Below are 17072 nucleotides of genomic sequence, written 5' to 3' on the forward strand. Positions count from 1 at the left end.
CATTCCTTCGAAACGTGTTCTTTGAAAACTAGATAACAGTAGACATCACATTCAATTAGTAACACAAGATATCACATAGTGATTCTTTTTAACGGTTAAGTTAGAAAGGGCGCACGGTGGATGCCTTGGCACTAGGAGCCGATGAAGGACGGGACGAACACCGATATGCTTCGGGGAGCTGTAAGCAAGCTTTGATCCGGAGATTTCCGAATGGGGAAACCCACCACTCGTAATGGAGTGGTATCCATATCTGAATTCATAGGATATGAGAAGGCAGACCCGGGGAACTGAAACATCTAAGTACCCGGAGGAAGAGAAAGCAAATGCGATTCCCTGAGTAGCGGCGAGCGAAACGGGATTAGCCCAAACCAAGAGGCTTGCCTCTTGGGGTTGTAGGACACTCTGTACGGAGTTACAAAGGAACGAGGTAGATGAAGAGGTCTGGAAAGGCCCGCCATAGGAGGTAACAGCCCTGTAGTCAAAACTTCGTTCTCTCCTGAGTGGATCCTGAGTACGGCGGAACACGTGAAATTCCGTCGGAATCCGGGAGGACCATCTCCCAAGGCTAAATACTCCCTAGTGACCGATAGTGAACCAGTACCGTGAGGGAAAGGTGAAAAGCACCCCGGAAGGGGAGTGAAAGAGATCCTGAAACCGTGTGCCTACAAGTAGTCAGAGCCCGTTAACGGGTGATGGCGTGCCTTTTGTAGAATGAACCGGCGAGTTACGATCCCGTGCAAGGTTAAGCAGAAGATGCGGAGCCGCAGCGAAAGCGAGTCTGAATAGGGCGCATGAGTACGTGGTCGTAGACCCGAAACCAGGTGATCTACCCATGTCCAGGGTGAAGTTCAGGTAACACTGAATGGAGGCCCGAACCCACGCACGTTGAAAAGTGCGGGGATGAGGTGTGGGTAGGGGTGAAATGCCAATCGAACCTGGAGATAGCTGGTTCTCTCCGAAATAGCTTTAGGGCTAGCCTCAAGGTAAGAGTCTTGGAGGTAGAGCACTGATTGGACTAGGGGCCCCTACCGGGTTACCGAATTCAGTCAAACTCCGAATGCCAATGACTTATCCTTGGGAGTCAGACTGCGAGTGATAAGATCCGTAGTCGAAAGGGAAACAGCCCAGACCGCCAGCTAAGGTCCCAAAGTATACGTTAAGTGGAAAAGGATGTGGAGTTGCTTAGACAACCAGGATGTTGGCTTAGAAGCAGCCACCATTTAAAGAGTGCGTAATAGCTCACTGGTCGAGTGACTCTGCGCCGAAAATGTACCGGGGCTAAACGTATCACCGAAGCTGCGGACTGTTCTTCGAACAGTGGTAGGAGAGCGTTCTAAGGGCTGTGAAGCCAGACCGGAAGGACTGGTGGAGCGCTTAGAAGTGAGAATGCCGGTATGAGTAGCGAAAGAGGGGTGAGAATCCCCTCCACCGAATGCCTAAGGTTTCCTGAGGAAGGCTCGTCCGCTCAGGGTTAGTCGGGACCTAAGCCGAGGCCGAAAGGCGTAGGCGATGGACAACAGGTTGATATTCCTGTACCACCTCCTCACCATTTGAGCAATGGGGGGACGCAGGAGGATAGGGTAAGCGCGGTATTGGATATCCGCGTCCAAGCAGTTAGGCTGGGAAATAGGCAAATCCGTTTCCCATAAGGCTGAGCTGTGATGGCGAGCGAAATATAGTAGCGAAGTTCCTGATTCCACACTGCCAAGAAAAGCCTCTAGCGAGGTGAGAGGTGCCCGTACCGCAAACCGACACAGGTAGGCGAGGAGAGAATCCTAAGGTGATCGAGAGAACTCTCGTTAAGGAACTCGGCAAAATGACCCCGTAACTTCGGGAGAAGGGGTGCTCTGTTAGGGTGCAAGCCCGAGAGAGCCGCAGTGAATAGGCCCAGGCGACTGTTTAGCAAAAACACAGGTCTCTGCGAAGCCGTAAGGCGAAGTATAGGGGCTGACGCCTGCCCGGTGCTGGAAGGTTAAGAGGAGCGCTTAGCGTAAGCGAAGGTGCGAATTGAAGCCCCAGTAAACGGCGGCCGTAACTATAACGGTCCTAAGGTAGCGAAATTCCTTGTCGGGTAAGTTCCGACCCGCACGAAAGGCGCAACGATCTGGGCACTGTCTCAACGAGAGACTCGGTGAAATTATAGTACCTGTGAAGATGCAGGTTACCCGCGACAGGACGGAAAGACCCCGTGGAGCTTTACTGCAGCCTGATATTGAATGTTGGTACAGCTTGTACAGGATAGGTAGGAGCCTTGGAAACCGGAGCGCCAGCTTCGGTGGAGGCATCGGTGGGATACTACCCTGGCTGTATTGACCTTCTAACCCGCCGCCCTTATCGGGCGGGGAGACAGTGTCAGGTGGGCAGTTTGACTGGGGCGGTCGCCTCCTAAAAGGTAACGGAGGCGCCCAAAGGTTCCCTCAGAATGGTTGGAAATCATTCGCAGAGTGTAAAGGCACAAGGGAGCTTGACTGCGAGACCTACAAGTCGAGCAGGGACGAAAGTCGGGCTTAGTGATCCGGTGGTTCCGCATGGAAGGGCCATCGCTCAACGGATAAAAGCTACCCCGGGGATAACAGGCTTATCTCCCCCAAGAGTCCACATCGACGGGGAGGTTTGGCACCTCGATGTCGGCTCATCGCATCCTGGGGCTGTAGTCGGTCCCAAGGGTTGGGCTGTTCGCCCATTAAAGCGGTACGCGAGCTGGGTTCAGAACGTCGTGAGACAGTTCGGTCCCTATCCGTCGCGGGCGCAGGAAATTTGAGAGGAGCTGTCCTTAGTACGAGAGGACCGGGATGGACGCACCGCTGGTGTACCAGTTGTTCTGCCAAGGGCATCGCTGGGTAGCTATGTGCGGACGGGATAAGTGCTGAAAGCATCTAAGCATGAAGCCCCCCTCAAGATGAGATTTCCCATTCCGCAAGGAAGTAAGATCCCTGAAAGATGATCAGGTTGATAGGTCTGAGGTGGAAGTGTGGCGACACATGGAGCTGACAGATACTAATCGATCGAGGACTTAACCATATTTTTGAATGATGTCACACCTGTTATCTAGTTTTGAGAGAACACTCTCAATTTGTTTGGTGGCGATAGCGAAGAGGTCACACCCGTTCCCATACCGAACACGGAAGTTAAGCTCTTCAGCGCCGATGGTAGTCGGGGGGTTCCCCCTGTGAGAGTAGGACGCCGCCAAGCATTACTTTTATCATCGCGGGGTGGAGCAGTTCGGTAGCTCGTCGGGCTCATAACCCGAAGGTCGCAGGTTCAAATCCTGCCCCCGCAACCAAATATATGATTAAATAAGGAGTGCCCTAAGGGTACAACTAAAATAATCTTATACAAATATGGTCCGGTAGTTCAGTTGGTTAGAATGCCTGCCTGTCACGCAGGAGGTCGCGGGTTCGAGTCCCGTCCGGACCGCCATTAATGTAAACGAAACGATCATGTTTTCGTTTTTTTTTGTGTTTTCTTTTACTGTATCTTCTGCTTGGTGTCATAGCCAAGCTTTCTTTATATCGGGAACATCTTGGATATTCCAGCAAAATTCGATAAACTAGGAAGAGCAATATAGGCATAAGCAGGGTTGAAAGGAGATTTTGGTTCATGGATGAATTTGATTTGATACATAGCATTACTCCGCGGACCATTCACCATTCTTCCGTTGATGTAGGAATAGGTGATGATGCAGCGCTCTACACTGCGAAACACGGCGTTCAGGAAATTGTTTGTGTTGATACTATGGTAGAAGACGTGCACTTCAAATTACACTATTCCTCACCTGAAGATATCGGGTATAAGGCGTTAGCCGTTAATATAAGTGATATTGCCGCGATGGGAGGCATTCCGAAATTTTATTTGGTATCAATTGCGGTACCTTCAAAATGGACGGCATCCGAAATCAAGGCGATGTATGAAGGAATGAATGAACTGGCGAAACTATATCAGATGGATCTGATTGGCGGCGATACAGTTTCTACCGCTGACAAATTAGTCGTTACAGTCACTGTGATCGGTGAAGTTGAAAAGGGACAGGCCTGTTTGCGCAGCTTAGCAAAACCGAATGATATTGTGTTTGTAACCGGTGAAATCGGTTCTTCTGCAGCAGGGCTTTCTTTATTATTAGAGGAGACTCATCCTCAAAATTCTTCTATTGACACGGATTACTTTATCCACAGGCATAAACGGCCTGAGCCAAGAGTAAGCGTCGGCAGATTATGCTCGATTTTTAAACGGGCAGCTTTAAATGATGTTAGTGACGGATTGGCTAGTGAACTGAACGAGATTGCAGAAGCCAGCTGTGTTTCAATTGAAATTGTTGAAAGCATGCTTCCAATTCATTCTGATTTGCCTAAGCTTCATCCTAACTGGAAAGAATGGGCTTTGTTTGGCGGTGAGGATTTTGAGCTGACAGGGACGGTTTCAGATGAGGAGTGGGAAGTGTTGAAGCAGGAGTGCGCAGCACGTCAACTTCCCATTACAAAGATTGGCCATGTCAGGGAAAAAACAAAATCTAAAGTGATCCTAAAAACAGATCAAACATCAATGATCTTAGAGAAAAAGGGATATAATCATTTTAAATAAGACGGGTGACTCGTGTGAAGCAATTAAAATGGAGAACTGTAAATCCAGAAGAAACAAAAGCAATTGCCAAGCTGACGGCAGCGTTTGCTAAACCGGGAGACGTCCTGACATTAGAGGGCGATTTAGGTGCAGGAAAAACGACTTTTACGAAAGGTTTTGCAGAAGGGCTGGGAATTACACGTGTTGTAAACAGTCCGACTTTTACAATTATAAAAGAATATAACGATGGCGTACTTCCTCTTTATCATATGGATGTGTATAGAATGGAAGATGAAAGTGAAGATTTGGGACTTGATGAATATTTTCACGGACAAGGTGTCTGTCTCGTTGAATGGGCTCATTTAATTGAAGAACAGCTGCCGCAGGAGCGACTGCAAATTGTCATCAAAAGAGCTGGTGATGATGAGCGGGAAATTACCTTTACTGCTGTCGGGAATCGGTATGAAATGCTTTGTGAGGAGTTAAGTAGACATGACAATATTAGCAATTGATACATCAAATTATACATTGGGCATTGCGCTGCTTCGAGAAGACACCGTTATAGCAGAATACATTACATACTTGAAAAAGAACCACTCTGTAAGAGCGATGCCTGCTGTTCATTCATTGCTGAATGATTGTGATATGGCACCGCAGGACCTTTCTAAAATTGTCGTTGCAAGAGGCCCTGGTTCTTACACAGGAGTAAGAATAGGTGTGACGTTGGCCAAAACACTTGCCTGGTCTTTAGACATTCCAATAAGTGCTGTATCAAGTCTTGAGACGCTTGCGGCAAATGGCCGGCATTTTGACGGTCTGATCAGCCCAATCTTTGATGCTAGACGGGGACAGGTGTACACAGGTCTGTATCAATATAAAAATGGGCTTTTAGAGCAAGTTGTTCCAGATCAAAATGTGATGCTGGCAGATTGGCTGGAGATGCTAAAAGAAAAGGACCGCCCTGTTTTGTTTTTAGGCCATGATACTTCTCTTCACAAGCAGATGATCGAGGATGTGCTTGGAACAAAAGGGTTCATTGGAACTGCCGCCCAGCATAACCCGCGCCCTTCAGAATTGGCTTTTCTCGGGAAGGAAAAGGAAGCAGCTGATGTTCATGGGCTTGTCCCGGATTACTTGCGGCTGGCAGAAGCTGAAGCGAAATGGATTGAAAGTCAAAAGTAGGGTGATAGGATGAAAACAAAAGCAGCGGTCAGAAATATGCGGCTTGAAGATATAGATCACGTATACGAAATCGAAGCATCCTCCTTTACGTCTCCTTGGACGAAGGATTCGTTTTATCATGAGCTGCTGGAAAATCCGTATGCTCATTATCTCGTGATTGAAAAGGACGGCCATCTTGCTGGGTATTGCGGGATTTGGATTGTGATGGACGATGCCCAGATTACAAATATAGCGATAAAACCAGAGTATCGCGGCCAGTCTTTAGGAGAAACGCTTTTTCGCTCAGCTGTTGAACTGTGCAAAGAAAAAGACGCAAGGCGGCTTTCGCTTGAAGTGAGGGTTTCGAATCATCCTGCTCAAGGCTTATATAAGAAATTCGGGATGCAGCCCGGCGGAATAAGAAAGAACTATTATACTGATAACGGGGAAGATGCGTTAATTATGTGGGTGACGATAAATGAGTGAGCAAAAAGACATGTACGTATTAGGAATTGAAACAAGCTGTGATGAGACTGCTGCAGCTATTGTGAAAAACGGGAAAGAGATCATTTCAAACGTAGTAGCCTCTCAAATTGAAAGCCATAAGCGCTTCGGAGGCGTTGTTCCGGAAATTGCTTCAAGACATCATGTTGAACAAATCACTTTGGTTATAGAAGAGGCGTTTCGCAAAGCTGGCATGACGTATAGTGATATTGATGCGATTGCAGTAACAGAAGGTCCGGGACTGGTGGGAGCGCTTCTTATCGGAGTGAATGCCGCTAAAGCATTGAGCTTTGCATATAACATTCCGTTAGTAGGCGTTCATCATATAGCCGGTCATATATACGCGAACCGTCTTGTAGAAGACATCGTGTTCCCGGCACTGGCATTGGTCGTTTCAGGAGGCCATACAGAACTGGTTTATATGAAGGAACATGGATCATTTGAAGTCATTGGGGAAACCCTTGATGATGCGGCAGGAGAAGCCTACGACAAAGTGGCGCGGACGATGGGATTGCCATATCCGGGTGGACCGCAAATTGACAAGCTAGCTGAAAAAGGGAATGACAATATTCCGCTTCCTCGCGCATGGCTTGAAGAAGGCTCTTACAACTTCAGCTTTAGCGGGTTGAAGTCTGCGGTGATCAATACGCTTCATAATGCATCCCAAAAAGGGCAAGAGATTGCTCCGGAAGATTTGTCTGCCAGTTTCCAAAATAGTGTGATCGATGTCTTGGTAACCAAAACGGCGCGCGCGGCAAAGGAATATGATGTCAAACAGGTCCTTTTAGCCGGAGGAGTAGCTGCAAACAGAGGCCTCAGAGCTGCATTAGAAAAGGAATTTGCCCAGCATGAAGGGATTACGCTTGTCATTCCTCCATTAGCTTTATGCACGGATAATGCTGCGATGATTGCTGCTGCTGGTACAATTGCTTTTGAAAAAGGAATTCGCGGTGCATATGATATGAATGGCCAGCCCGGCCTTGAATTGACTTCTTATCAAAGTCTCACGAGATAATAGCGTGAGACTTTTTATCTGTTTGTTATTAACAGACAATTCACAATTTATCCACATATCTGTGAGTAATTATAGAGATATTGATGGATAAAGGGCTGAGGTCACTGTTAATAAAGTGGATAAATTCAGAATATTTTGTGGATAGTATGTATAAAGCGCTTACTTTGTTTATTTATTAGGGGATGTTCTGTGGATAAAAAGCACCTCTAAAAAGAGGTGCTTGACTTTTTTAATCTTCTTCTGTGGATAGTTCTTCCCATTCGGACAAAAGAGATTCCAGCTCCTGATTAAGCTTCTCATTGTCTGCATGGATAGCTTGTACTTTTTCATGATCCTGATAGACTTCAGGGTCACATAGCAATTCATCATTGCGGCTGATGTTCTCCTCAATGGTTTGAACGGTGGTTTCAATTTCTTCAATCCGACGGAGTCGTTGGCGCTCTTTCTTTTTCCATTCTTTTTCTTCCTCGTAGGAACGTTTGGAGTCAGACTTCACTGTAGCTGGCGTTTTATCAGTTTCCTCTTGCTGATTCATTTTCTCCAATTCAAGCTGCTCTGTTTTTTTCTCTGTATAATAATCGTAATCTCCCAGATACTCCTCTATATGGCTTGAAGAAAGCTCCAATACTCTTGTGGCGATTCTGTTAATAAAATATCTGTCATGTGAGACAAATAACAGTGTGCCTGGATAATCAATCAGCGCGTTTTCGAGAACTTCTTTGCTGTCTAAATCCAGATGGTTCGTCGGTTCATCAAGGATGAGAAAGTTGGCTTTTTGAAGCATCAGCTTAGCTAGAGCCAATCTTGCTTTTTCGCCTCCGCTCAGTGAATGAACTGGTTTCAGCACATCATCTCCGGAGAATAAGAAATTTCCGAGACACGTTCTGATTTCTTTTTCTGGGAGCCCGGGGTACTCGTCCCACAGCTCATCAAGGACACGTTTAGAGGAAGTCAACTCAGCCTGTTCCTGATCATAATAGCCGACACTGACATTTGAGCCGTATGAGATCGTTCCTTGATCTGGTTTTAGGGTGTCTATCAATGTTTTCAGCAATGTCGATTTACCAATTCCGTTAGGGCCGACAAGCGCTGCGCTTTCTCCTCTTGTGAGCATGAATGACACTTCTGTTAAAAGCGGCGGCTGGTTTTCATAGCTGATTGTGAGATCCTGAACACGAAGGACTTCATTTCCGCTCTGTTTTGTAATATCAAAATGAAAGTTTGCAGATTTTTCATCGCCAAGCGGTTTTGACATGACTTCCATTCGCTCAAGCTGCTTTCTGCGGCTTTGCGCCCTTTTGGTGGTAGAGGCTCTCGCCAAATTTCGGTCTACGAAGTCCTGCAGCTTTGCAATCTCGTCCTGCTGCTTTTCATACATTTTAAGATCTTTTTCATACTGCGCGGCTTTTTGGTCGAGATAAGTGCTGTAGTTGCCGTGATACTTTTTGCTTTCTGCTCTTGATACCTCGTACACCTGGTTTACTACTTTGTCCAAAAAGTAGCGGTCATGCGAAACGATGAGAATGGCGCCTGAATAGCCTTGTAAATAATGCTCAAGCCAGGTAAGTGTATCAATATCCAGATGGTTTGTCGGCTCATCGAGAATGAGCAAATCAGGCTGTGTTAACAGAAGCTTACCTAAAGCCAGTCTTGTTTTCTGGCCTCCGCTGAGGCTTTGAACCTGTGTAGAATCGTCAAAATGGCTGAAGCCGAGACCATGCAGCACAGATCTTACATCCGCTTCATATTGATAGCCGCCTTTATCTTTGAATTCCTGCTGAAGGCGGTCGTAGGTTTTCATGATGCTTTCTAATTCACCCGGGTCAGCTGCCGCCATTTTTTCTTCCATAGCCCGCATTTCCTTTTCCATTGCTTTTAAGTGGTCAAAAACAGTCAGCAGCTCTTCTTTTATGGTAAGCTTAGAATCCAAGCCAGTATGCTGAGCGAGATATCCCATTGTAATATCTTTCGGTTTAATAATTTCGCCCTTTTCATACGAAAGCTGGCCTGCGATAATTTTAAGGAGCGTGGATTTTCCGGCGCCATTTCTTCCAACAATGGCGATGCGATCATGATTTCTGACTTCCAGCTTTATATTGTTTAAAATAGTATCAGCACCAAACGATTTGGACAGCTGATTAACTTGTAAGATCATCATATTATTTCACCTCTGCTATAATAAGTTAAGTGTAGCTTATGAACCAGAAGTCAGCAAACAATACATTGGCCATATAAGGACATAGAGAAGAAAATAGTGTATGATCTGTTTAAGGAGCGTTTTAATATGAATGGATTTTCTCATTTTAATGAACAGGGCAGAGCCCAGATGGTAGATATCAGCGAAAAATCTTCGACTGTCCGTACTGCGGCGGCTGTTTCAAGCGTACACATGAAGAATGAAGTGTACGAGAAAATACAAAGTCACGATATCGGCAAAGGAGATGTACTGGCTGTCGCACAGGTGGCAGGCATTATGGCCGCAAAGCAAACGTCGAATATCATTCCGATGTGCCACCCGCTTTCACTGAGCGGGGTAGATATATCGTTTGACTGGAAAATAAAAGAAGCAGAAGTTATACTTCATATAAAAGCACAGGTCAAAACGAAAGGGAGTACAGGTGTGGAAATGGAAGCGCTCACTTCTGCATCGGTGTGCGCTCTTACCGTTTACGATATGTGCAAGGCCCTTGATAAGGGGATGGTCATCGGCCCTACTTTCTTGCTGGAGAAGACAGGCGGGAAAAACGGTGACTTTAAAAGAGAACTATCCGAGTATAATTTGGAGGACCAAAAATGAATAAGGATCAATCAAAAATTCCGCAGGCGACGGCGAAACGGCTGCCGCTTTACTATCGCTTTTTAAAGAATCTTCATGCGTCAGGAAAACAGCGTGTATCATCCGCTGAACTCAGTGATGCCGTAAAGGTTGATTCTGCCACGATTCGGAGGGATTTTTCCTATTTTGGAGCTCTTGGCAAAAAAGGATACGGATATAATGTGGATTATTTGCTGTCTTTTTTCCGGAAAACGCTTGATCAGGATGAGATGACAGACGTCATCTTGATTGGTGTCGGGAACTTGGGAACGGCATTTCTTCACTATAATTTCACAAAAAATAATAACACAAAAATTTCTATGGCTTTTGATATAAATGAGAGTAAAATAGGAACTGAGGTAGGCGGCGTGCCCGTCTATAACCTTGATGACCTTGAACAACACGTAAAAGATGAATCAGTTGCCATTCTTACAGTGCCAGCAGTTGCCGCTCAATCCATTACAGACAGATTGGTCGCATTAGGAATCAAGGGAATCCTTAATTTTACGCCGGCCCGTTTGAATGTGCCGGAACACATTCGAATTCATCATATAGATTTAGCAGTTGAGCTTCAGTCACTGGTTTATTTTTTGAAGCATTATTCAGTTTTAGAGGAAATCGAATAGAGGGAAAGGAGGAGCCCAAATATGCCGATCGGTCCTGGAAGCCTTGCTGTTATCGCAATCGTTGCTCTGATTATCTTCGGTCCCAAAAAGCTGCCTGAATTGGGGAAAGCAGCGGGAGACACACTTCGTGAATTCAAAAACGCTACAAAAGGATTAACGAGTGATGAAGAGGAAAAAAAGAAAGAAGATCAGTAAGTTAGGATGACACGAATGAAAGTGAATCAAATGTCGCTGCTGGAGCATATTGCTGAGCTTCGAAAACGGTTGCTGATTGTAGCTCTGGCGTTTGTCGTTTTCTTTATTGCTGGATTTTTTTTAGCAAAGCCGATTATAGTGTATCTGCAAGAAACAGATGAAGCGAAGCAGCTTACGCTTAACGCGTTTAACCTGACAGACCCGCTTTATGTGTTTATGCAGTTTGCGTTTATCATCGGCATAGTCCTGACCTCGCCGGTTATTCTTTATCAGCTTTGGGCTTTTGTGAGCCCGGGTCTCTATGAGAAAGAGCGCAAAGTAACGCTCAGCTACATTCCGATCTCTATTTTGCTGTTTTTAGCGGGCTTATCTTTTTCATATTATATTTTATTTCCTTTTGTTGTTGATTTTATGAAGCGAATTTCTCAGGACTTGAATGTCAATCAGGTGATCGGAATTAATGAATATTTTCATTTTCTTCTGCAGCTGACGATTCCGTTTGGACTGCTGTTCCAAATGCCGGTCATCCTTATGTTTTTGACCAGGCTCGGAATTGTGACACCGATGTTCTTGGCGAAAATCAGAAAGTATGCGTATTTTACGCTGCTAGTGATCGCAGCCCTGATTACACCGCCTGAGCTTCTGTCCCATATGATGGTCACAGTCCCGCTTTTGATTTTATATGAAATCAGTATTCTGATATCGAAGGCCGCCTATCGGAAAGCGCAGAAAAGCAGTGCAGCCGATCAGGACGTGTCTTCCGGGCAATAATAAAAAATCCATTTTTCATGAGAGAAATGGATTCAGCGTGTTGACAAACCCCCGCATTCGTTGTCAAGCCTGTGCGTTGGTGCTCACGAATGAAAACATTCGCTCCGCTCCAATGCTCGCCTTTCCTAGACTTCAAGGGTTTTCAATCACGCTGAAAATGACAAAATCCTAAAACGAAAGCCGTTTTAGGATTTAATTTGAATCCATTTCTCATTCAGAAATGGATTTTCTTTATTTTTGGTTCTTTTTGATTTTAAATGAAAAGGCGAACATCTTAAAAGAAATGCTGATGTTGTAAGCGGCGAACACCATCAGCAGGATGGAGTAAAATGACCACATGCTGCCTGGCGAGCTTGCGGCAAGATAAGTAAAGATGCACCCTACGGCAAAGTAGATCATTCCCCAAACTACCGGGTTTCTCATAAAAATAATCCTCCAATAATCAATTGCATTTGTGTGCTCTGCTGTTCAAGGTAATTACGAACAGGCTCAAGCTGCATGATGACGACGAATGTATTCATCATTAAATGGGCGAAAATCGGCACCCATATCCGTTTTGTTCTCGCATATAAAAAGGCAAAGGTAAAGCCCATTGCTGTATATAGAAGAAGATGCTTCAAATCAGCGTGAACAATACCGAAAATAACCGAGCTGATCAGTCCGGCGAAAAAGAAATTCGTTTTTTCGTACAGCGTGCCGAAAATGATTTTTCTGAAGATGATTTCTTCTAATATAGGCCCGACGATGGAAGAAACGATAATCATGAGCGGGACTGCCTGAATGACATCCAGAATCGCTTGTGTATTTTCTGATTCTCTTCCGATGCCAAAAACATAATATTCAATAGAGCCTGCTATTCCTTGAGAGAAAAGGGCAATGAAAAAACCGGCTATCGCCCAAAGGATAGAAAGTCCGATTGAGTCCTTCTGTCCGTTTCGCAGCGTTTCTTTCGGAACGGTTCTCAGAATGAGCAGAACAACAACGAGACAGGCGATAAAGCTGATAACGGACCATAATCCTTGTGCATGCAGCATATTTTCATCTGTAGGCTGTCCTCCGGCATAACCGAATTTAAATAACAAGGGAATCGCGATTAATGCGGAAAACTGCATGATGATATATGTCAAAATAATAAACCAATACTGTTTTCTCAAATGGTATGTACTCCTTTGTTAAGTGGGTTTCGTTCATCTACAGCTATTGTAACATAATCGGTACGGGGGTGAAAAAGCTAACGGAAAAGCGAGCGGAAAAGAATGATGTAAGCGTGAAAAAATTTTTATCTTATCACTTGAAATTGGAAGGGAGATTCTTTATTATAAGAATTGTGTTAGCACTCTTTAGTGCTGAGTGCTAAAATTACATATTCATACTATTGAGGAGGTTATTACATTGTTAAAGCCATTAGGTGATCGCGTTGTCATTGAACTCGTAGAATCTGAAGAAAAAACTGCCAGCGGAATTGTGTTGCCGGATTCTGCAAAAGAAAAACCGCAAGAAGGCAAAATCGTGGCAGCTGGTTCAGGTCGCGTGTTAGAAAGCGGAGAGCGCGTTGCTTTAGAAGTAAAAGAGGGCGACCGCATTATCTTCTCAAAATACGCAGGTACTGAAGTGAAATACGAAGGTACTGAATACTTAATCTTACGTGAAAGCGACATTTTAGCTGTTATTGGCTAATTCTTAAATAAAAACATTTAAAAATTCGAGGAGGTACTGTAAACATGGCAAAAGATATTAAGTTTAGTGAAGAAGCCCGCCGCGCAATGCTTCGCGGTGTCGATGCACTTGCTGATGCTGTAAAAGTAACTTTAGGACCAAAAGGACGCAACGTGGTTCTAGAGAAAAAATTCGGTTCTCCGTTAATCACAAATGACGGTGTAACAATCGCTAAAGAAATCGAGCTAGAAGACGCGTTTGAAAACATGGGTGCTAAGCTTGTTGCTGAAGTAGCCAGCAAAACAAACGACGTTGCCGGTGACGGTACAACAACTGCAACAGTTCTTGCGCAAGCAATGATCCGTGAAGGCCTTAAAAACGTAACAGCAGGCGCTAACCCTGTAGGCGTGCGTAAAGGGATGGAACAAGCTGTAGCGGTTGCGATCGAAAACTTAAAAGAAATTTCTAAGCCAATCGAAGGCAAAGAGTCTATCGCTCAGGTTGCTGCGATCTCTGCTGCTGATGAGGAAGTCGGAAGCCTTATCGCTGAAGCAATGGAGCGCGTAGGAAACGACGGCGTTATCACAATCGAAGAGTCTAAAGGCTTCACAACTGAGCTTGAAGTTGTTGAAGGTATGCAATTTGACCGCGGATATGCGTCTCCTTACATGGTAACTGACTCTGATAAGATGGAAGCGGTTCTTGACAATCCTTACATCTTAATCACAGACAAAAAAATCACAAACATTCAAGAAATCCTTCCTGTGCTTGAGCAGGTTGTTCAGCAAGGCAAACCATTGCTTCTGATCGCAGAAGACGTTGAAGGCGAAGCACTTGCAACACTTGTTGTGAACAAACTTCGCGGCACATTCAACGCAGTTGCTGTTAAAGCTCCTGGCTTCGGTGACCGCCGTAAAGCAATGCTTGAAGACATCGCTGTCCTTACTGGCGGAGAAGTCATCACAGAAGATCTTGGCCTTGACCTGAAATCTACTCAAATCGCTCAATTGGGACGCGCTTCTAAAGTTGTCGTTACTAAAGAAAATACAACAATCGTTGAAGGCGCTGGCGAAACAGACAAAATTTCTGCCCGCGTGACTCAAATCCGCGCTCAAGTGGAAGAAACAACTTCTGAATTCGACAGAGAAAAATTACAAGAGCGTCTTGCGAAACTTGCTGGCGGCGTAGCTGTCATCAAAGTCGGTGCTGCGACTGAAACTGAGCTGAAAGAGCGTAAACTTCGCATCGAAGACGCCTTGAACTCAACTCGCGCAGCTGTTGAAGAAGGCATCGTATCCGGTGGTGGTACAGCGCTTGTAAACGTATATAACAAAGTCGCTGCAGTTGAAGCTGAAGGCGATGCTCAAACAGGTATCAACATCGTGCTTCGCGCGCTTGAAGAGCCAATCCGTCAAATCGCACACAATGCTGGTCTTGAAGGATCTGTCATCGTTGAACGCCTCAAAAACGAAGAAATCGGCGTAGGCTTCAACGCTGCAACTGGTGAATGGGTAAACATGATCGAAAAAGGTATCGTTGACCCAACGAAAGTTACACGCTCAGCTCTTCAAAACGCTGCGTCTGTAGCTGCAATGTTCTTAACAACTGAAGCCGTTGTCGCTGACAAGCCAGAAGAAAACGCTGGCGGCGGAATGCCTGACATGGGCGGCATGGGCGGTATGGGCGGCATGATGTAATCATTGCCCCTGAAACCCAATAAAAATGGGATTTCTAGACTCTTATATACTCTGAACATAACCAAAAAGTAACAAAAAGGTAACATTTTCTTGAATAAGGATCTAAATTAGAGGTTTTCCATGAGTTTTTTGAACTTTTGGGAAGCCTCTTTTTTAACTCTTTTGTTACCTGTAAATAAATACTTTTATTGTTATCAATATTTGTTTTGAATTGACTTATGGTTATTTATCTTTATCACATTATCGTCCATTTAAACTATACATTCCGCGCGGGTATTTTAGGTGTAAGTAAATTATACTCCTTTGTGATGTTAGTAGTGTTGTAAGCTTCAAAGTCGACATAGCTCCTTTTAAAGTGCATAGTTCACATGCCTGTAGTATATTTCATAAGGGAGATTATGAAGGTCATGTAGGAGAAAAATTAGAGCGGTGACCGAAAATATTAGGACTTCATGTATATGGATGATTTAACCGTTCTCTAGTACATTGAACAGGAAGATTTTGAGATGAATACGGAGGAGATCTTCTTCTTTTTAAGTAATTTGAAATCAATACTTTACAGTGCAAGTTGCAAATAATGGGTATGCTGCTAAAGGAGGTACTTGATTTTAATGTTAAAGTGGATGTATGTCAAGGTTTATTATAAAGTGAGTTTTAAATCTAATTTGTTGCAACAGCAGTCTTCAAAATTGAGCAGTCGCTAACTAATTGCGAGCTGATGCTTTGTACACGGTAAGCCATTAATTTTTTGAATAATAGTTTTCAACTTCAGATTCTTTTTATCACTTCTTTTAATCATTTCCGAGATTAATCTTCGTCTTGTATAAGACTTCATTAAAATCCTGAATATATTGTATTAGATAACACGGTTAAGCGGCGTTTTTCAACCAATTGATTCAGGGCCAACTTTTGTCTTTCGGTTACTTTTCGCGTATGTGCAGCGATTGAATGTACAAATAATTATTTTTAAATTTTAGCTGCACTTTTGTTTATAGTTGAGCACGCCTCTTTATAATATAATTTAAGCAAGCATAGTATGTCTGATTTAAGTGTTTGTCATCATATCTTGTCGTAAATAGCCCTTTTCTATGTTAAAATTCGAAATGTTAGGTTAGGAGTGATAAAAATGAACGAATTAGAGCAGATTGAATTTGAAATCGAGTTAGATTCATTTAAAGAATCAATTCATGAAGTTCCTGAAGAAAACAAAGGCGAACCGCTTCTTCATTATAAACATAATAACGGAAAGTTATTTTTAGGTGATTCAATACAATGGTTGAAAACACTCGAAACAGAAAGTGTAGATTTAATTTTTGCTGACCCACCTTACAATATAAAAAAAGCTGAATGGGATACTTTTGAAAATCAAGAATCGTATATCCAGTGGTCATTAGAATGGATTGTCGAAGCATCACGAGTGCTTAAAAAAAATGGCAGTTTATATATATGTGGCTTTTCTGAAATACTTGCCGATTTGAAACACCCAGCTTCGAAATATTTCAAGGGTTGTAAATGGCTTGTATGGCACTATAAAAATAAAGCAAACCTAGGAAAAGATTTCGGTCGTTCACATGAAAGTCTTTTGCATTTTAGAAAGACAAAGAAGTATACAATGAATCAAGATTTAGTTCGAATTCCATATGGTGGGCATACATTGAAATATCCGTCACATCCACAAGCAGAATCAAGTCAGTATGGAAGCGGGAAAAAACGTGATAATTGGATGCCACATCCATTAGGAGCCAAACCTAAAGACGTTATTGAGGTTCCCACTACTTGTAACGGAATGAATGAAAAAACCCCACATCCAACGCAGAAGCCCGAAGAGCTTGTTCGAAAGTTTATTCTTGCTTCATCTAATCGTGGTGATGTTATTCTCGACCCATTTTCGGGATCAGGCACGACTGCTGTCGTTGCTGAACAATTAGGTCGGAAATGGCTTGCATGCGATACTAACCGTCAATACAATGAATGGGCTATAGAACGTATTCAAAAGGCTGAACATAAAACGGATGAAGAATGGTTTTGGTACGATAGAAAGAATGAAGAACGACGTAAGAAAATTAGATAAGAGA

Annotated in this window: 15 protein-coding genes, 2 tRNA genes and 2 rRNA genes; 16 read left to right on the forward strand and 3 right to left on the reverse strand. The window is 44.0% G+C overall.

Features of this window, described 5'->3' with window-relative positions:
* Nucleotides 1-93 precede the first annotated feature (93 nt).
* The 9 genes from NST79_RS03345 (at nt 94) to tsaD (ending at nt 7237) form a co-directional block, all read left to right on the forward strand.
* Nucleotides 94-3021, forward strand: a 23S ribosomal RNA gene (locus NST79_RS03345).
* Between the two features lie 55 nt (nt 3022-3076).
* Nucleotides 3077-3192: ribosomal RNA gene (gene rrf / locus NST79_RS03350) — 5S ribosomal RNA — on the forward strand.
* Between the two features lie 14 nt (nt 3193-3206).
* Nucleotides 3207-3283: transfer RNA gene (locus NST79_RS03355), tRNA-Met, on the forward strand.
* Between the two features lie 60 nt (nt 3284-3343).
* Nucleotides 3344-3420, forward strand: a tRNA-Asp gene (locus NST79_RS03360).
* Between the two features lie 180 nt (nt 3421-3600).
* Nucleotides 3601-4578 carry a thiamine-phosphate kinase gene (gene thiL / locus NST79_RS03365; RefSeq protein WP_212059860.1) on the forward strand — a complete coding sequence of 326 codons (978 nt, stop codon included), beginning with the start codon at nt 3601-3603 and terminating at the stop codon, nt 4576-4578.
* 14 nt (nt 4579-4592) lie between these two features.
* Entirely contained in the window at nt 4593-5069 is a 477-nt protein-coding gene (tsaE, locus tag NST79_RS03370) for a tRNA (adenosine(37)-N6)-threonylcarbamoyltransferase complex ATPase subunit type 1 TsaE (RefSeq protein WP_041336741.1), read from the forward strand.
* The gene (tsaB, locus tag NST79_RS03375; protein ID WP_212059862.1) at nt 5050-5739 is read left to right on the forward strand and encodes a tRNA (adenosine(37)-N6)-threonylcarbamoyltransferase complex dimerization subunit type 1 TsaB; all 690 of its coding nucleotides are present in this window, start codon (nt 5050-5052) and stop codon (nt 5737-5739) included. Before tsaE ends, tsaB begins: the two co-directional genes overlap by 20 nt.
* A gap of 9 nt (nt 5740-5748) precedes the next feature.
* Nucleotides 5749-6204: a ribosomal protein S18-alanine N-acetyltransferase gene (rimI, locus tag NST79_RS03380; RefSeq protein ID WP_003243019.1), complete on the forward strand. Its 456-nt coding sequence runs from the start codon at nt 5749-5751 to the stop codon at nt 6202-6204.
* Nucleotides 6197-7237: a tRNA (adenosine(37)-N6)-threonylcarbamoyltransferase complex transferase subunit TsaD gene (gene tsaD / locus NST79_RS03385; RefSeq protein WP_003244138.1), complete on the forward strand. Its 1041-nt coding sequence runs from the start codon at nt 6197-6199 to the stop codon at nt 7235-7237. Before rimI ends, tsaD begins: the two co-directional genes overlap by 8 nt.
* A gap of 229 nt (nt 7238-7466) precedes the next feature.
* Here tsaD and abc-f read toward each other — a convergent pair whose 3' ends face one another.
* Nucleotides 7467-9395 (reverse strand): ABC-F type ribosomal protection protein, encoded by a 1929-nt coding sequence (gene abc-f / locus NST79_RS03390; protein WP_212059864.1) that lies wholly within the window; start codon nt 9393-9395, stop codon nt 7467-7469.
* 126 nt (nt 9396-9521) lie between these two features.
* Here abc-f and moaC point away from each other — a divergent pair, with 126 nt between their 5' ends.
* From moaC to tatC, 4 genes are read left to right on the forward strand one after another with little or no spacing between them, the layout of a single operon-like run.
* Nucleotides 9522-10034 carry a cyclic pyranopterin monophosphate synthase MoaC gene (gene moaC / locus NST79_RS03395; protein WP_003243499.1) on the forward strand — a complete coding sequence of 171 codons (513 nt, stop codon included), beginning with the start codon at nt 9522-9524 and terminating at the stop codon, nt 10032-10034.
* Nucleotides 10031-10678, forward strand: coding sequence for a redox-sensing transcriptional repressor Rex (locus tag NST79_RS03400; protein WP_003234073.1), 648 nt, complete (start codon nt 10031-10033; stop codon nt 10676-10678). The genes moaC and NST79_RS03400 overlap by 4 nt, the downstream gene beginning before the upstream one ends.
* Before the next feature lie 21 nt (nt 10679-10699).
* Entirely contained in the window at nt 10700-10873 is a 174-nt protein-coding gene (tatAY, locus tag NST79_RS03405) for a sec-independent protein translocase protein TatAY (RefSeq protein ID WP_003234072.1), read from the forward strand.
* 6 nt (nt 10874-10879) lie between these two features.
* Nucleotides 10880-11644, forward strand: a complete 765-nt coding sequence (tatC, locus tag NST79_RS03410) for a twin-arginine translocase subunit TatC (RefSeq protein ID WP_015252680.1) — start codon at nt 10880-10882, stop codon at nt 11642-11644.
* Between the two features lie 231 nt (nt 11645-11875).
* Here the strand turns inward: tatC and NST79_RS03415 are convergent, their stop codons facing one another.
* Complete coding sequence (locus NST79_RS03415; protein WP_003225680.1) at nt 11876-12067, reverse strand: YdiK family protein; 192 nt, start codon at nt 12065-12067, stop codon at nt 11876-11878.
* The gene (locus NST79_RS03420) at nt 12064-12798 is read right to left on the reverse strand and encodes a type II CAAX endopeptidase family protein (protein ID WP_015252679.1); all 735 of its coding nucleotides are present in this window, start codon (nt 12796-12798) and stop codon (nt 12064-12066) included. Before NST79_RS03420 ends, NST79_RS03415 begins: the two co-directional genes overlap by 4 nt.
* Before the next feature lie 238 nt (nt 12799-13036).
* Between NST79_RS03420 and groES the strand changes: the two genes are divergently transcribed.
* From groES to NST79_RS03435, 3 genes are all read left to right on the forward strand, one after another.
* Nucleotides 13037-13321, forward strand: a complete 285-nt coding sequence (groES, locus tag NST79_RS03425; RefSeq protein ID WP_003155970.1) for a co-chaperone GroES — start codon at nt 13037-13039, stop codon at nt 13319-13321.
* Nucleotides 13322-13365: 44 nt separating this feature from the next.
* Nucleotides 13366-14997 carry a chaperonin GroEL gene (groL, locus tag NST79_RS03430; protein WP_015252678.1) on the forward strand — a complete coding sequence of 544 codons (1632 nt, stop codon included), beginning with the start codon at nt 13366-13368 and terminating at the stop codon, nt 14995-14997.
* 1126 nt (nt 14998-16123) lie between these two features.
* Nucleotides 16124-17068, forward strand: coding sequence for a site-specific DNA-methyltransferase (locus NST79_RS03435; RefSeq protein WP_124073345.1), 945 nt, complete (start codon nt 16124-16126; stop codon nt 17066-17068).
* Nucleotides 17069-17072: the final 4 nt, after the last annotated feature.

Origin of the sequence: Bacillus sp. PS196 (genome assembly GCF_037963555.1) — a bacterium.
GTDB classification, from domain to species: Bacteria; Bacillota; Bacilli; order Bacillales; family Bacillaceae; genus Bacillus; species Bacillus subtilis.

What these genes read in the sequence shown, in the direction of transcription:
- thiL (WP_212059860.1), top strand. Translation starts at nt 3,601, where the DNA reads ATGGATGAATTTGATTTGATACATAGCATTACTCCGCGGACCATTCAC.
- tsaB (WP_212059862.1), top strand. Translation starts at nt 5,050, where the DNA reads ATGACAATATTAGCAATTGATACATCAAATTATACATTGGGCATTGCG.
- rimI (WP_003243019.1), top strand. Translation starts at nt 5,749, where the DNA reads ATGAAAACAAAAGCAGCGGTCAGAAATATGCGGCTTGAAGATATAGAT.
- tsaD (WP_003244138.1), top strand. Translation starts at nt 6,197, where the DNA reads ATGAGTGAGCAAAAAGACATGTACGTATTAGGAATTGAAACAAGCTGT.
- abc-f (WP_212059864.1), bottom strand. Translation starts at nt 9,395, where the DNA reads ATGATGATCTTACAAGTTAATCAGCTGTCCAAATCGTTTGGTGCTGAT.
- moaC (WP_003243499.1), top strand. Translation starts at nt 9,522, where the DNA reads ATGAATGGATTTTCTCATTTTAATGAACAGGGCAGAGCCCAGATGGTA.
- NST79_RS03400 (WP_003234073.1), top strand. Translation starts at nt 10,031, where the DNA reads ATGAATAAGGATCAATCAAAAATTCCGCAGGCGACGGCGAAACGGCTG.
- tatAY (WP_003234072.1), top strand. Translation starts at nt 10,700, where the DNA reads ATGCCGATCGGTCCTGGAAGCCTTGCTGTTATCGCAATCGTTGCTCTG.
- tatC (WP_015252680.1), top strand. Translation starts at nt 10,880, where the DNA reads ATGACACGAATGAAAGTGAATCAAATGTCGCTGCTGGAGCATATTGCT.
- NST79_RS03415 (WP_003225680.1), bottom strand. Translation starts at nt 12,067, where the DNA reads ATGAGAAACCCGGTAGTTTGGGGAATGATCTACTTTGCCGTAGGGTGC.
- groL (WP_015252678.1), top strand. Translation starts at nt 13,366, where the DNA reads ATGGCAAAAGATATTAAGTTTAGTGAAGAAGCCCGCCGCGCAATGCTT.
- NST79_RS03435 (WP_124073345.1), top strand. Translation starts at nt 16,124, where the DNA reads ATGAACGAATTAGAGCAGATTGAATTTGAAATCGAGTTAGATTCATTT.